Consider the following 15,411-nt stretch of genomic DNA (forward strand, 5'->3'; position numbering starts at 1 on the left):
CCTCTCCGTCTTCACAGGGAGTTCTCGGCGGCCGCGGCGATACATCCCGGATGCCCGGGCAGGTCCCGGTCAGCGGGCACGGACGGCAGGAGGGCGGATCCGGGCGGCCCTGGTGGGCATAACTGCCCACTCTGCACCTTGGAGGGTGCTCGCTCAGCGCTTAGCATGGCAATGCTCCCCAGCGAACAATCCGACGAGCGGTACCCGTCCGCTCGCCCGTCGTCTGGAGGATCGAGCATGGCTCCCGCGCACGCAGCACCGTCAGGTGCCGCCCGATGGCACGCGCGCCTCGCGATCGCGACGCTCGGCGTCGTGGCTCTCCTGGTTCCCTCGTCGATCGCCGTCGCGGCCGCGCGGACGGAAGCGGTCGCCGAATCGTCCGAGCTCGCGACGGAGACCTTCCTCTTCGGCGGGCAGTCGCGAGCGGATCTGCTCGCGTCCGGCTGGGACTTCACGGCGCGCACCGCGTCCGGCGAGTCCCGGGACACCGAGCAGCCGGTCGGGATCACCCCCTCCTCATGGGGCCTGCAGATCACCGCCGGCCCCGGCGATCTCTGGCAGGGCCTGAACAACACGCGCAACAGCCTGTTCCGCGACCTGCCGCGGGATTGGACGCGCATCGATGCGAACCTGATCTTCGCTCCTCGTGCCAACTACCACCAGGCGGGCATCGCCCTGTACGGCGATGACGACAACTACGTGCTCCTTGCGCGCAATCATCACAGCGGTGTCGGAGGGCAGACCGTCTCGTTCATCGACGAAGCGGATGGCGAGCCCGCTCAGACCGATGCGCCGGCCACGGCGGCCTTCGTGACGCTTCGGCTGGAGCGCTCGGGCACCCTCATCTCCGGATCCTTCTCGACCGACGGCGGCAGGACCTGGACCGACGCGGGGACCACCGAGAAGGACGTCTCCGCCCCGCGCGTCGGGGTCATCGTGGGCGCCGACGAGACGCGCGGCGGCAACCCATCCGCGACGGTGCGCGACATCCTCGTCACCGCACCGGACACGACGCCGGAGCCGACACCGACCGCGACACCGACCCCCGACACCACGGCGACCCCGGACCCGACGCCTACCCCTGAGCCGACGCCGGAGCCCACGCCCACCCCGGAGCCCACTCCTACCCCGGAGCCGACGCCGACCGCGGAGCCCACCCCCACCCCGACGCCGGAGCCCACGCCGACGCCGGAGCCCACTCCCACCCCGGAGCCCACTCCGACGCCGGAGCCCACGCCGACCCCGGACCCGGGCGGCTCGCTCGACCTCCCCACCGAGCCCTGGTACGGCGGACCGTCCTACTACGCGCAGTTCCCGAATGCCGATGCCGCCGGCTGGGACGAGGAGACGTTCTTCCCGATCGCGGTGTTCTACGGCAAGCCCGAGCACGCACCCCGCCTCGCAGCGCTCGGCATCAACACCTACATGGGCGCCGAGTACGACGGATCGCCGATCAGCGACGTCACGAACGCGGGGATCTCGGTGCTCGCGCAGGGCGAGTGGACGGACGAGGAGGTGGCGGGCAACCGCCGCGTCGTCGGCTGGCATCTCTCGGACGAGTGCGAGATGGGCTACGGCGTCTGCTCGCGTGCGGACGACCAGTACGGCCGCCTCGCCATCCATCGCGAGCTCGCCGCGCAATACGCCGCCAAGGACGACGGCCGGTTCCTGCAGGCGAACTTCGGCAACGGCGTGCTCGGGACCTGGTGGTCCCCCGACACGATGCCCGACCACCTCGATCTCGTCGACGTGTCGAGCGTGGACAAGTACGCCTACACCAGCCCGCACGTGCAGGCGCTCTTCCGCGCCTCCCCGTTCTGGCCGCTCACGAAGAACCCCTCGTCCGCGGCGGCGTACGGCTGGCAGCAGGACCGCATGGAGACCTTCACGCCGGGCGCCGCCAAGCCGAACTGGGTCTTCGTCGAGACCGCGAAGCCGTATCTCACCGAACTGGGCGCGAGCACCATCAGGCGGGATCAGATCGGCGGCGCGGTGTGGAACGCCATCATCCACGGCGCCTCCGGGATCGCGTACTTCCAGCACAACAACGACGGCTGCGGCAACTACTCCCTCGTGGAGTGCTCGCAGGAGCTCAGGGACGGTGTCGCGGCGATCAACGCCGAGGTCGCCTCGCTCGCGCCGGTCATCAACACCCCGACCTATGAGTGGGACTTCGGTCCGCGCCTGGACACCGCACTGAAGGTGTACGACGGCGATGCGTACGTGCTCGCGATGACCGACGGGCAGGCCGGCCGGCGCACCTTCACGCTGCCGCCGGGCACGACGGGCGACTCCGTCGAGGTGGTGGGCGAGGACCGCACGCTCCCCGTCGTCGACGGCGCCTTCAGCGATTCCTTCGCCGACGAGTCCTCGCACCACGTGTACCGGATCCCGCTCGGGTGACCCGGGTCGGGGCCGGCTTCAGCGGGCGATCGACTCCGTGATCCGGGTGATCTCCGCGCGGCGCAGCTCGAGGCCGGTCCCGGATTTCGCCGACACCATGACGGCCGTGTCCGTGGGGCGCAGACCGTCGAGGAACGCGCGCATCTGCGCGCGGTCGAACGGGATCTCGTCCGGCTGCGTCAGGCAGCGCGTGTCGTCCGTGTGCACCACGCGCGTCCGGGCGGCGAGCACCTCGTCCACGAACACGCCGTAGAGCACCATCTCGGACACGTGCAGCTCCCGCCCGATGACCCGCGCCCACGGCGCGCCGCCCGCCACCGCCGAGATCCGTTCGAGCATCATCCGCACGACCCGCGGGCTCCAGGGGCACGGCCAGCAGATGTAGTCGTGCCGGGTGGGCGCGTCCGTGGCCGGCAGTCCGAGCAGCCGGCGGGCGACGTCGTCCCAGACGACGTGCCGGGGAAGCCGCGAGTCGACGACGTCGGGGAGGCGGTAGAGCAGCTCGCCGTCGTCCGGCGAGAGCGCCTCGAACGGGCGGACGAACACGACATCCGAGTCGACCACGAGCACCTCGTCCGCCGTGCTCGACGCCGTGGCGGCGAGCTTGACGAGCTGCTGCGCGACCCAGCCGCGGACGGGCGGCCACGGCGCGCGGAGGTCGATCCAGCCGTTCCACCCCGGCACCCGTCGCAGCGTGCGCGGCAGCACGTCGGCGACGTCCTGAACCTCGACACCCTCGCCCCGCAGTGCGGCGAACATCGCGAGGTCCCGGCGCGGCACGAGCAGCCGATGGCGGGTGCCGGGCGGTGCGAAGCGCCGCGCGGACGCGACGAGGTCGCGGCACAGCTCGAAGTCCGGTGCGTAGCTCGGCGTGATCAGCTCGAGCGTGCGAGCGGTCATGCGTCCTGCTCCTCACGCTGGGGCGGGCGGATGTTCGCGTCCGCCGCGCCGATCGTCCGGATCGCCCCGGCGAGGCCGATCAGCACGAAGAACATGCCCGCCGACATCGGGAAGCTCAGCCCGTCGAAGAAGGCGAACAGGACCAGCGAGGTCAGCAGCGCGGCGACGATGCCCCGTCCGAGCGATGCGACGTCGGAGTACGGCGAGCGGCGGATCGTCGACACCGCGCTCCACATCGCCGTGAAGGCGAACACCACGAACGCGAGCAGGCCGAGCAGGCCCAGCTCGAGCAGGATCAGCACCCACTGGTTGTCGAAGATGTAGTACCGCGGCAGGAAGGTGCCGAAGCCCAGCCCGATCACGGGACTCGCGGCCAGGAACTCGGGCACCTGGGCGAGCGCGTTGGTGCGCGACAGCGTGGAGGGGTCCTTGTCGGATCCGGCGAACAGATCCACGACCGTGCCGAACATCCCCGGCACCACGGCGACGATGCCGATGGCCGCGATCACGCCGCCCGCCGCGACCAGCCAGCGATACGCGACCGGCAGCGCAGGAAGCGACGCCGCGACGGCGACGACGACCCCGATGATCGCCGAGCGCGACACGGAGATGAGCGCCGCGATCGCGATGAGCGCGGCGGGGATCCAGGTCCACGGCAGGCGGCCGCGACCGGCATGCGCCCGCGTCACGCCGAGCGTGATGGCGAGCGGCAGGATGGAGCAGATCACCGCGGCGTACTCGAGCGCATGCGTCGCCGTCCCCGACGGCCGCAAGAACGCTCCGCGTGCACCGGCGCCGCTCGCCTCGACCGAGATGCCCGGCACCTGCGTCAGCCACTCGAGGAGCGACTGCCCGGTCGCGAACTGCGCGATGCCGAGGACCGCCAGCCCCGCCCCGATCCAGACGATCCAGGCGAGCAGCCGATCGGCGTCGCACAGCGTGCGGATGCCGTCCATCAGCACGAGCGCGACACCGCCCCAGGAGAGCAGTCGGATCACGGCGGCGATCGCCACGGTCACCTGGTCGTCCGGCTGGCCCCGCAGCATGGCGGCCGCGAAGCTCACCAGCACCATCACCAGCAGCGCGAGGTAGGCCCACCGGGCCGGCTGCGTCGCGCGCGACACGTCGACCGATCGCGCCTGCAGCCGCGCGATCACCCACCACAGCAGCAGCAGCAAGCCCCAGATCAGTGCCGGTCGCCCCAGCCCGCCCAGGGGCGAGATCGTGACGTTCGAGGGCACGCCGCACAGCAGCACGACGTACACCGTCAGCATGGTCAGGGCCGTCCCGGTGCGCGTGCGTCCCGTGACCGCGCGATCCGCCCGCAGGGGCGGCGGCAGGGCGACGACCGCGCTCACGGGTTGCCCTGCCTCCGCGCTCCGATCGGCGCGCGCTCGGCGAGCAGCAGCCGGTCGAGCGCGACATCGACCTCCGCCAGCACCTCCAGGTCGGCGACCGCGGCCCGATTCCCGGGCGTCGTGCTCCGCTTCGGCGCGCTCTTCTCCGCGGACGGCGACGCGACGGGATCCGGCCCGACACCCGCCTTCTCGGTCCGGGGCGCATCGACCGTCTCGGTGCGGGGCTTGTCGACGTCCTCGATCGGATCGTCGACCTCGTCGGCGCCGGCGAGCGCGGTCGCGGTGTCGCGGCGCTTCGCCGCCCCGCCTGCGCGGCGCTCCTTGCGCGCGGCGCGCACCCGCCGGCGCCCGCGCTGCCGCACCAGGCCGTCGACCGCCGCGGCCAGCAGGAGCGCCAGCAGCACGGCGCCGGCTCCGGCTCCCACCGAGTACAGCGCGCGGTCGCGGTAGTTCAGCTCGCTCTCGTCGGCCACGGCGAGCGTGGACACCGTGACCTTCGCGTCCTCGGTCACCTCCTGCTCGCTCTGCAGGGCATCGAGCACGTCGACCGTCTGCTGGAGCATCGTGTCGATGATGTCGGCGGCCGCCTCGTCACTCGGCGCGGTCGCCGTGATGAGCACGACGGGGCCGGAGGTGCTGGGGTCGCGCGTCACGCTCACCTCGGAACCGGCATGCGCCTCGGTGGCCTCACGCACGATCTGGGGTGCGTTGAGCGCGCCGACGGTGACGTCGGCCGCGGTGGTCAGACCGCCGAGGTACAGGAACGGGTTGGGCGCACCCTCCGTGGATTCCGGCAGGGTCGCGGCCCCCGGAAGCAGCAGCTGCGTGGCGGTGCGCTCGTACATCGGCGGGGTCGAGACCCACATCCAGCTGGCGAGGCCTGCGGCGACGATGATGCCCGGCAGCACGATGTACCAGCGGCGGCGCAGTCCGCGCAGCGTCTCAGCGATGTTCATCTGTCTTCCTCCCTCGAGCCGCCCCCTGCGGCCCTCGTCTCTTGGCCGCGCGCGAGGACGCGGTCGGTGCCGACCGCGGCCGCGGCTGCGGCGAGCACCCCCGCGGCCGCCAGCGCGGCGAAGGCCGCGATCTGACTGAGCCGGTTGGGTGCGATCCGCTCGATCCGCATGCTGAGCGGGTCGATGTGCGTCGCGATGTCTACCTCCGGGCCCTGCGGCTGATGCGCCGCGACGCTCCCGGCGATCCGCGCGAGCGCGTCCTGCTGACGGGTCTGGACCCACTCCTTCGTCGGTCCCACCAGCTGCACCACGATCACCGCCACCCCGTAGCTCGGCCCCCATTGACTGCCGTGGTCGAGCAGCCCCACGAACATGCCCTCCCGGAGCCCGGCCCCGTAGTACGGCGCGTCCGCCGCGGAGTAGCGCACGACCTCGCGCACGCCGCCGACGTCGGCGGCGACCGCGCCGGCGAACGCGATGACGTCCTCGTCGACGAGCGAGTTGGACGGCGTGAGGGGCGTCTCGTAGCCGTAGGTGAACGACACCGCCGTGCGCGTGGTGTAGACGCCGTCGGCGGAGGCCGCGAAGAGCGCCGTGAGGCCGGCCGTCGCGAGGAGGACCACGGCCACGGCGTACCAGCGCCGGCGCATCGCGCCGAGCAGACCCCGCAGCGTCACGGGGCCACCGCCTCCGCAGGCACGACGTCGAGCACGTCGCCGTGCACCTCGTCCTCGATGATCCGGAGGACCTCGGCCTGCGCGCGCGCCCAGCCGTCCGGCCGTGCCGTGGTCGACGCGTGACGCGCCTGCGCCTCGCGATCCGGTCGGTCCAGCACCGCCGCGAGCTCCTGCGCGATGCCGCCCGGCGTCGGCCGCGCCCACGCGACCGCCGCGCCCGCGAGACCCGCGCGCGCGTACTCGTTGTCGCCGATCACGGGCACGACGCCCGCGGCGAGCATCTCGTCGGCGACGAGCGTGATGTTGGTGAACGACATCGCGACCCCGGCGACGCACCGCGCGTAGAGGTCGTTCAGCTCGGCGGGAGTCAGCCTGCCGTGCTGGGTCGCGGCGAAGGGCAGATCCGGCAGGCGGTCACCGTACGTGTGGATCGTCACCTCCGGCCGCATCGCGTGGAAGCGCGCCAGCGCGAGGCGGGTGAGCTCCCAGCCGCGGCGGGCGACTCCCGGCCGGGCGAACGCCACGACGCCCTCGCGCGTGGCGCCCGGGGTCAGGCGGTAGACGGATGTGTCGCATCCGAACGTCACGACCTCGGAGGCAACGCCGACCTCCTCGCGCAGCGCGCGTGCGACGGTCTCTCCGAGCGCGATGCAGCGGAAGCCGAAGCGGTAACTGTCCTCCGCCAGGGCCGAGGCGGCACCGCGGGGGTGGAACCACGGCTCGTAATCCTGGATGAAGTACAGCCGCCGCATCGGCCCGGTCCCGCGCGTGGCCAGCACATGCGCGGTCTCCCAGGAGGACGCGACGGCCGCGTCGAGGCCGACGATGCCGTCGTCGGCCGAGCGCACCTCGGCGCGCAGCTGCGGCCACCACTGCCGGATGACGCGCTCGTGCCGTGTCCTGTCGCCGCCGTAGTAGTCGGTGAGGAACAGGATGCAGCGGTGCCCCGCCGCTTCGGCGGCCGCGACCATGCGGAACAGGGTCGTGTGGCCTCCGGACCCGGGTCCGGGAGGAGTGAGCACCCATCCGATCGTGAGAGGACTTCCCTGCCGCGGTCGCGTCGACGGCACGCGGAGGTCGAGCTGACCGGAGTCGGCGATGTCGGCGTCATGAAGGGCGATCTCGGGAGCCGCGGCGCCGATCCGATCGGACAGCCGCCGCACGGCGCGTCGCGAGAACTCCCGCGCCCCGTAACGCGCCAGCACGCGGATGCCGGTGCCGAGGCCGCTCACGCCGCACCCCAGGCGGAGACCGGCGCGGCGGCCGGAAGGGCAGGGGCCGGAGCGCCCTGCGGGGGCGCTGCCGACACGATGCGCAGCGGCTCGTAGACGCCCGTCCGCCGCCAGCGGCGCCAGCGCGCGTCCGACCAGCGCCGGCGCCGCACGAGCGGGACGAGCCCCGAGATCCTCGCGGCGGCGTGCGGCCACGTCGACGCACGCCGCCACGCGGACGCGAATGCGCCTCCCTCACGGGTGGCGAGGACGCCGGCGTCGAGCTCGAGCGCGAGGTCGCGCAGCAGCTCGGCCACCTCGCTGATCCGGCCGCGGTCGACATCGCGGCGTGCGTAGCGCAGGGCCGCGAGCGCGACGCCGCGGCGGGCCGCGAGGCGCAGGTCCTCCGCGCCGGAGAGCTGGTCGCACAGCGTCTCGAACGCCGCGTTCGCCTCCCGCAGGAAGACGATCGGCTCGTCGGCGCGCGTCGACAGGCTGCCCTCGTGCTCGCGGTGCCAGGCCTGGTCGCAGCCCTCGAGGTAGGCGACGTCGGCATGCGCCGCGATGCGCAGCCAGTGCTCCATGTCGTGGGTGTGGGCGAGGTCGCGCTGGCCGCCGATCTCGTCGAGGACGCTGCGCCGCATGACGACCTCGGGGGACGTGATCACGTTGTCGCCCGAGGCGCAGCGCGTCGCGAGCCACGCGCGTCCCTGCCAGACCGTCCACCCGGTCGCCTTCGTCCGGGCGGGGCCGCGACCGTGGAGGAAGTGGAGGGGATGTCCATAGACCAGACCGACCTCCGGCAGATGCTGCAGGACGGCGGCCGCACGCAGCAGCGCTCCGGGCGTGAGCAGATCGTCGGCGTCCAACCGGACGAGGTACTCCCCCGTCGCGGCGGCGAGCCCGCGGTTGAACGTCGCGACCGGGCCGCGATTGGTCTCGTTCGCGAGCACATGGACCCGCGGGTCCTCCTCCGCGAGCCGGCGGAGCACCGCGAGGCTGTCATCGGTCGAGGCGTCGTCCACCACGATGACCTCGACGGTGACACCGCCCTGATTCAGGGCGCTGTGCACCGCCTGCTCGACGTAGCGGGCGTAGTTGAAGCAGGGGATCACCACCGTGACCGTCGCCTGCCGGAGAGGCGGCTTCGGCGCCAGGCGCGTCGCCTCGAGCATCGCCGCGTGCGCGTCGTGGATCCTGCGTGACATGTGTCCCCCTCCGTCCTTGAGCAAGAGCGGAAGCGGACCGGGCTGATACGCGATCCGTGAAGTGCCCACGCAGCGACGGAGCTCAGCCGACGCGGCCGAGCTCCGGGACCGCGTCGCGCTCGGACGCCGGCTGCGTCTGCGACGTGCGCAGTCCGCGCAGCCGCCTCTTGCCCCATCGCCACATCAGCGCGAGATAGACGAGCACCGCACTCGCGCCGGCCGACAGAAGCTCGATGAGCGGGCCGTCGACGAGGAGGCCGACGCCCGCGGCGACGCCGCCCGTCGCGAGCGCGGCCGCCGTCGGCCACGCCATCTCCCGCAGCACCGCACCCACGCGCACCCTCGCCATCCGCAGCACCACCGCGAAAGCGGGCAGCACGACGAGCACCGCGACCCCGATCTGGGACAGTCCCGCGCCGACGATGCCGAAGAAGTGCGTCGCCGGGATGAGCGCGGAGATCAGCGCGATCGCCCACGCGCACTGGATCCAGAACACCAGGCCGGACCGGCCGCGGGAGTAGAGGAAGCCCGTCGCGACGTCGAACAGCACGCGGATCGCCCCGAACGCGCCGAGGGCCGCGAGCGCGGGTGCCGCCGGGAGCCACTTCTCGCCGTACACGACGCCGATCACCTGTTCGCTCAGAACGGCCAGCACGACGCCCGCGGGGAAGGCGCCGGCCCAGGCGATGCCCGTCACACGGGCCAGCATGTCGTCTGCGTGCTCCTTGCTCGCGCCCGAGAACAGCGGGAGCGAGATGGATCGCACCATCTGCGACAGCGCGCTCATGGGCCAGTTCGACACGTTGAAGGCGAGCGTGTAGAAGCCCAGCGCCGTGACGCCGACCACCGTGCTCAGCACGACCTTGTCGGCGCCGAGGAGCAGCCAGGCGACCAGGTTCGCAAGGGCGACCGGCACGCCGAAGGCGACGATCGGCCGCAGCAGCGTGAGGTCGAGCCCGAACCGCGGACGCACCTTCGCCGCGACGAACTGCAGCACGAGACTCACAGCCTGCGCGCTCACGCGGCCCACCGCGAGGCTGACGACTCCCCACCCCAGGCCGATGAGAACGAGGGTCACGGCGGTCGACACGACGAAGTCCACGGCGGAGATCACGAACAGCTCGCGCTGCTGGAAGCGCCGCATCAGCAGCGCGTAGGGCACGACGCCGGCGCCGCCGAGCACGACCGTCACGGCGAGCACGGCGATCGCGGGCGCGGCGTCCGCGCTGCCGAGCAGCTCGGCGATCTGGGTCGCCCAGACGATCGCGCACGTCGTGATCGCGGCTCCCAGCACCAGGCCCAGCGTCGCGATCGTGGGGATCTTGGGCTCGGGGTCCTCGCTGCGCACGATCTCGGCGGACAGGCCCAGGTCCACGAGCGTGAGCAGCACCGCCTGCGCCGCGAGGGCCACGGCGTAGATGCCGAATTCCTCGGGGGTGAGGATGCGCGCCAGGATGACGCCGACGACGACACCGCCGAGACGCAGGACGATGTTGCTCATCCCGCTCCAGCCCGCCGCGGCGGCGACGCTGCGACGCGCGGTCATCATGTCGCCGCCACGCTCGCCGGCTGCGGTCCCGCCGCGCTCCGGGCGTGCCGCGTCCGCCAGCCGTACACGGTGCGCGCCACATAGAACTTCGGCAGCCGCGCGGTCGTACCCAGCGCTCGGACGGCCGCGGCCGTGCGCCGGCCGCCGCGCGCGTGCACCTCGGTGTACAGATCTGCGAGCTGTCGTGCCCGGGCCTGCAGGCTGTAGCGCTCCCGCACGATCCGCCGGCCGAGCGCCCCCAGACGGGCGCGCTCATCCGGCGACATCCTCAGCAGGCGCGCCAGCAGCTGCGCGCACCGGCTGACGCCGTCCTCGCCGTCGGCAAGCCCGTACCAGCCCTGCGCGAAGAACGTGTGCTGCGTGGTCTCGTCGAGCAGCGACCAGAAGGCCTGCTGACCCTGCACGAGCAGCGGCTTGCCGAACGCCATGGCGCGCAACGCCGACCCGCCCATCCCCACGGCGATGTCCGCCGCGCGGTAGTAGGGGCGCGGGTCCGAGCGCTCGCCGAGGAGCACGACGACGTCCCGCCCCGCCTGCGCATTGGCGGCCGCGACCGTCCGCTCGAGCTCGGGACGAAGGGGCCCGTCGCCGACGACGGCGACCTTGAACCGGTGATCGCGTCCGAGACGCCCCGCGGCCGCGGCGAGCGCGTGCAGGCCCTCGATCTTCAGGTGCGCGGAGATCCTGCTCACCACGACCACGAGCAATTCGTCCTCGCCCACCCCGCACTCGCGCCGCGCGGCCGCGGCCCGTTCGTCCGACACGCTCTCCGGAGAGAACGCGGTCGTGTCGACCGGCACCTCGAGCAGGTGCAGGTCGGGACGCTGGGCCCGTTCCTCCTCGTAGATCGAGTTCATGCACACGGTCATCGGCAGGGACTTCGGCAGGAAGTAGGTGACCTGGACGTCGTTCTCGGAGGCGAGCATGGGCGTGCCGAGCAGGGCGTTCGGGCCCAGCATGGCGTCCATCGTGGTCGGCCACTCGTACGAGTGGACGAGGTCGATGTCGAGCGTGCGCACGAGCGACGTCATCTCGCGGATGCGACGCGGCGAGGGCGCGCCCAGGTTCAGCTTCGTGAGGTGGAGATCCAGGCCCCGTGCGCGCGCGTCGTCGACGAGCACGCCGTCCGGCGCGTACACCGCGACATCGAATCCCGGCATGTTCGCCACCGCCTCGGCGTACTCCAGCGCGTTGATCTGGCTTCCGCCGATCTCGAAGTGGTGGGGCGTGACGAGGACCCTCATCCGCGCACTCCCGCCAGGGACACCGCGTTCACGAGCGCCTCGGCGACCTGCTCCTGCTGACCGGCCGTGAGGTGCGGGAACATCGGCAGCGACAGGATCCGGTCGCTCGCCGCCTCGGCCACGGGGAACTGTCCGCGGGAGTAGCCGAGGTCCGCGTAGGCGTCCGTCAGGTGCAGCGGGTGCGGATAGTGGATCGCCGCGCCCACGCCGGCTTCCGCGAGTGCGGCCATGACGCGCTCGCGGTCGTCGACCTGCACGACATACAGGTGCCAGACGTCGACGTTGCCCGGCCGCGTGACCGGCGTCGCGACCCCCGGAAGGTCGCGCAGCAGCTCCGCGTACCTGTCGGCCGCCGCCCGGCGTGCCGCGTTCCACGCGTCGAGCCGCCGCAGCTTGGCGCGCAGCGTGACGGCGTGGACGGCGTCGAGGCGGGAGTTCACGCCGACGTGGTCGTGCACGTACTTCACGGTGCTGCCGTGCGCGGCGACCGAGCGGACGTACTCGGCGATCCGGTCGTCGTCCGTCAGCACGGCACCCGCATCCCCGCTCGCGCCCAGGTTCTTCCCCGGGTAGAAGCTGGTGGCGGAGACCCGTCCGATCGCGCCCGCACGCCCGGCAGGCGAGGTCGCCCCCTGCGACTGCGCGCCGTCCTCCACGATCACGAGATCGTGCTTAGCGGCGATGGCGGACAGCGCTGCGAGATCGGCCGTCTGCCCGTAGAGGTGCACGGGCGCGATGGCCCGGGTGCGCGGCGTGATCGCCGCCTCCACGGCCTGCGGATCGATCAGCAGATGCTCATCGACGTCGACGAAGACGGGAACGGCGCCGGTGCGCGAGACCGCCTCGGCCGTGGCGATGAACGTGTTGACGGGCACGATCACCTCGTCGCCGGCGCCCACGCCCACGGCCCGGTACGCGAGCTCGAGCGCATCCGTGCCGTTGCCGACGCCGATCACATGACGGACGCCGCTGTAGGCGGCGAACTCCTGCTCGAAGCCGGCGACCTGCGCACCGCCGATGTACTCGGCGTCCGCGAAGAGCCGGCGCCACACGGGCAGCACCTCGTCGGCGATCTCGGCCGCCTGGGCCTTCAGGTCGAGAAAGGGAACGCTCATTCGGATCATGTCTCCTCGTCGGGGCGGGTTCGGGTCTGGCTCGACGGTCAGTCGGTGCCCTGCGGGGCGGGCGTCGTGACCGTCACGCTGCGGACCGTCGCGACGGGCGCGGTGCCGCCGGATTCGTTGGCGCCGACGATCACTCCCACGCGTGGGGAGGTGATCTGGCGGGTCACCGAGCCGAGGTCGGACCAGGTGGTGCCGCCGTCGGTCGAGTACGCCGCGGAGAGGACGCCGCCCGTGCGCTGCAGCCGCAGCTGCATCTCCGTCTGGGGGGTGTTCGCGATCCCGGGCGCCGTCGCGGCGCCGCCGGACTCCGTCACGAACACGGTGCGGTTGCCACCCAGCCAGGAGTTGTAGTTGCGCGTCACCTGCACGTAGTCGTCGTCCGAGCCGTACACGACGAGCCCCGCCTGCTGATGGTTGGCGGCAGGATCGAAGCGCAGCGAGAGCTCCACCGCGGACCAGTTGCTGGGAAGGCTTCGGAACACGCTGTTGCGCGTGCTGTTCAGTCCGCCCCACAGGTCGCCGGGGCCCGCCGCGATCTCGAGTCCGTCCGCACCGTACGTGACGCCTGTGGGCTGCTCGGTGTCGCGCACGGTCCCGCCTGCCGTGCGGGCCAGGAAGTCCCAGCCGGCCTGGAGGAGGCCCGAACGGTTCAGCCCGCCGAATGCGAAGACCTGGCGCTCGGGCACGGGATCCGGATCGGGGTCCGGTGCCGCGACCGTCACGCCCGCGTAGTGCAGGGTGGCGAGCGGGTTGCCCGACGTCGAGCCGGTGACGTTCACGGCCAGCCGCGCGTTCAGGATGTCCCGTCCCACCGTGCCGACGGTCTGCCAGGTCGCGCCGTCATCCGTCGACACGAGTCCGGTGATCGTGCGCGCGACGGGGTCGCGATCCAGCCGCAGCGTCAGCTCGGTGGCGTTCGTCATCCTCCTCGGCAGGTCCGCCGCGGTGCCCCCGGCCTCGCTGATGAACGCGACCGCGTGACCGCCCACGCTGGAGTTGTACGCGCGCGTGAGCTCGACGTAGTCGTCGTCATCGCCGTAGAGGACGATTCCGGCGTGCTGATAGTCCGCCGTGGGGGCGAAGGTCAGGCGGATCCGGGCGCTCGCCCAGTCGTCCGGCAGATCTCGCAGGAGCGTGTTGCGGGTGTTGTTCGCCCCCTGCCACAGGTCTCCCGTGTCCACGGGGATCCGCAGGCCACCGGCGCCGTACTGCACGGTCGCTCCGGTCGTCTGCTCGGTGTCGCGCACGCTTCCCGACGCGCGTCGAGCGAGGAAGTCCCAGCCGTCGGCGAGCAGTGCCGAGCGGGTCGCGTAGTCGAACGGCAGGATCTCCTCTCCCGCGCCCGGCTCGGGGATCGGCACGGGCGTCGGCGTCGGCGTGGGAGTCGGCGTCGGCGTCGGCGTCGGCGTGGGAGTCGGCGTCGGAGTGGGCGTGGGCGTGGGAGTCGGCGTCGGACCGGTTCCGCCCGAGGTGATCCGCACGTCGGAGAACGTCGCGGACGGCAGGCCCGTCGGAGACGCTCCGGTCACGAGCGCGAGGCGGGACTGACCGACCGGCGCCGTGAAAGCGCCGACCTCGCTCCAGGTCGCTCCGGCGTCGGAGGACACCTCTCCCCTGATGGAGCCGCTGCCCGCATCCCGCGTGAGCCTCAGCTGCACGGTCGTGGCGGTGACCGCGATCCGGTCGGCTGCGGCGGAGCCGTTCGCCTCGCGCACGAGCGCGACTCCGTTTCCTCCGCCGCCGTTGTAGACGCGGGTCAGCGCGACGTAGCGATCGTCGTGCTCGTAGATCGCGATGCCCGCCTGCTGATTGCTGCGGTCGGGGTCGAAGGTCACCTGCGCCTGCACGGTGCTCCACGTCTGCGGCAGGTCGCGCAGCAGCGTGTCGAGCGTGTCGTTTGCACCCGCCCATAGATCGCCGTCCCCCACCGGGATCCGCACGCCGCGAGTGCCGTAACGGATCGGAGCGCTCGAAGCCGCGCTCTCCGTGTTCCGCGCCGCGCCGCTCGATGTCCGGGCGATGAAGTCCCAGCCGTCCGCGATCAATGCGGCGCGGTTCGGATAGTCCATGGGCAGGATCTGCATGCTCGCCTGCGCGACGAGGAAGGTGACGGGAACCTTCACGACGTTGGCATTGCCGGTGGCAGTCAGCGAGATCGTCGCCCGATGGATTCCGGCCGACAGGCCCTCCGTATCGGCCTGCACCGTGACGGCGCCGGCACCCGTGCCGGACGCGGGCGACAGCGACAGCCAGTCGGCGTCGTCCTGCGCCTGCCAGGTCAGCGTCCCGCTGCCGCCGTTCCCGATCTGCAGGGTCTGCGACGCCACGTCCTCCCCCGTCTCACCGGAGAAGCGCAGCGCGGCCGCATCGGCGGTGACGCGCGCGGGCGGGGTGCTCGACAGCGCCACCTCGACGCGCTGCGCCTGCAGCGCGACGGGCGCCGAGAACGTCACGGTCGCGGGGCTCCCCGTCGTCGTGAACGGTCGCGAGGTGCCGCCGACCTTCACGTCGGCGGCGTGCTGCCCCGCCGGCAGCTGCACCGTGAACGAGACCTGGTCGTCGGGCCCGACAGTGGGCTCGAACTGGCGCAGCGAAGACGTGGGCAGCGCGAGCCGGCGGATGTCGAAGCCGAGCGAGCCGCCCGTGGCCGCGTAGCTGGAGACGACCGTGCGGTCCCGTTGCAGGATGTAGGTCGTCACCGCGCCCATCGGCGCCGTCCAGACGTCGTGATCGGCGGCCGAGGCGATCGTGCCTGCGTCGTTCGTGAAGTCGTGCAGCACG

11 protein-coding genes are annotated in these 15,411 nt (G+C 72.4%); 1 reads left to right on the plus strand and 10 read right to left on the minus strand.

Features of this window, described 5'->3' with window-relative positions; all coding sequences use genetic code 11:
• Positions 1-237: 237 nt before the first annotated feature.
• Entirely contained in the window at positions 238-2,403 is a 2,166-nt protein-coding gene (locus BJP60_RS11170; RefSeq protein WP_203135827.1) for a hypothetical protein, read from the plus strand.
• A gap of 18 nt (positions 2,404-2,421) precedes the next feature.
• Here BJP60_RS11170 and BJP60_RS11175 read toward each other — a convergent pair whose 3' ends face one another.
• From BJP60_RS11175 to BJP60_RS11220, 10 genes are all read right to left on the minus strand, one after another.
• The gene (locus BJP60_RS11175; protein ID WP_203135828.1) at positions 2,422-3,303 is read right to left on the minus strand and encodes a DUF6492 family protein; all 882 of its coding nucleotides are present in this window, start codon (positions 3,301-3,303) and stop codon (positions 2,422-2,424) included.
• On the minus strand, positions 3,300-4,661 hold the full coding sequence (locus BJP60_RS11180) for an O-antigen ligase family protein (protein WP_203135829.1): 1,362 nt from the start codon (positions 4,659-4,661) through the stop codon (positions 3,300-3,302). Before BJP60_RS11180 ends, BJP60_RS11175 begins: the two co-directional genes overlap by 4 nt.
• Positions 4,658-5,617 carry a hypothetical protein gene (locus BJP60_RS11185; protein WP_203135830.1) on the minus strand — a complete coding sequence of 320 codons (960 nt, stop codon included), beginning with the start codon at positions 5,615-5,617 and terminating at the stop codon, positions 4,658-4,660. The genes BJP60_RS11180 and BJP60_RS11185 overlap by 4 nt, the downstream gene beginning before the upstream one ends.
• Positions 5,614-6,294: a hypothetical protein gene (locus BJP60_RS11190; protein WP_203135831.1), complete on the minus strand. Its 681-nt coding sequence runs from the start codon at positions 6,292-6,294 to the stop codon at positions 5,614-5,616. Before BJP60_RS11190 ends, BJP60_RS11185 begins: the two co-directional genes overlap by 4 nt.
• Positions 6,291-7,526: a glycosyltransferase family 1 protein gene (locus BJP60_RS11195; RefSeq protein ID WP_203135832.1), complete on the minus strand. Its 1,236-nt coding sequence runs from the start codon at positions 7,524-7,526 to the stop codon at positions 6,291-6,293. Before BJP60_RS11195 ends, BJP60_RS11190 begins: the two co-directional genes overlap by 4 nt.
• The gene (locus BJP60_RS11200) at positions 7,523-8,713 is read right to left on the minus strand and encodes a glycosyltransferase family 2 protein (RefSeq protein ID WP_203135833.1); all 1,191 of its coding nucleotides are present in this window, start codon (positions 8,711-8,713) and stop codon (positions 7,523-7,525) included. The genes BJP60_RS11195 and BJP60_RS11200 overlap by 4 nt, the downstream gene beginning before the upstream one ends.
• Before the next feature lie 82 nt (positions 8,714-8,795).
• The gene (locus BJP60_RS11205; protein ID WP_203135834.1) at positions 8,796-10,262 is read right to left on the minus strand and encodes an oligosaccharide flippase family protein; all 1,467 of its coding nucleotides are present in this window, start codon (positions 10,260-10,262) and stop codon (positions 8,796-8,798) included.
• The gene (locus BJP60_RS11210; protein ID WP_203135835.1) at positions 10,259-11,506 is read right to left on the minus strand and encodes a glycosyltransferase family 4 protein; all 1,248 of its coding nucleotides are present in this window, start codon (positions 11,504-11,506) and stop codon (positions 10,259-10,261) included. The genes BJP60_RS11205 and BJP60_RS11210 overlap by 4 nt, the downstream gene beginning before the upstream one ends.
• Positions 11,503-12,621 carry a DegT/DnrJ/EryC1/StrS family aminotransferase gene (locus BJP60_RS11215; protein WP_238439398.1) on the minus strand — a complete coding sequence of 373 codons (1,119 nt, stop codon included), beginning with the start codon at positions 12,619-12,621 and terminating at the stop codon, positions 11,503-11,505. The genes BJP60_RS11210 and BJP60_RS11215 overlap by 4 nt, the downstream gene beginning before the upstream one ends.
• A gap of 47 nt (positions 12,622-12,668) precedes the next feature.
• On the minus strand, positions 12,669-15,410 hold the full coding sequence (locus BJP60_RS11220) for a BACON domain-containing protein (protein WP_203135837.1): 2,742 nt from the start codon (positions 15,408-15,410) through the stop codon (positions 12,669-12,671).
• Position 15,411 lies beyond the last annotated feature (1 nt).

The sequence above is a fragment of the Microbacterium sp. JZ31 genome, from assembly GCF_016805985.1.
In the GTDB taxonomy this organism is placed as follows: domain Bacteria; phylum Actinomycetota; class Actinomycetes; order Actinomycetales; family Microbacteriaceae; genus Microbacterium.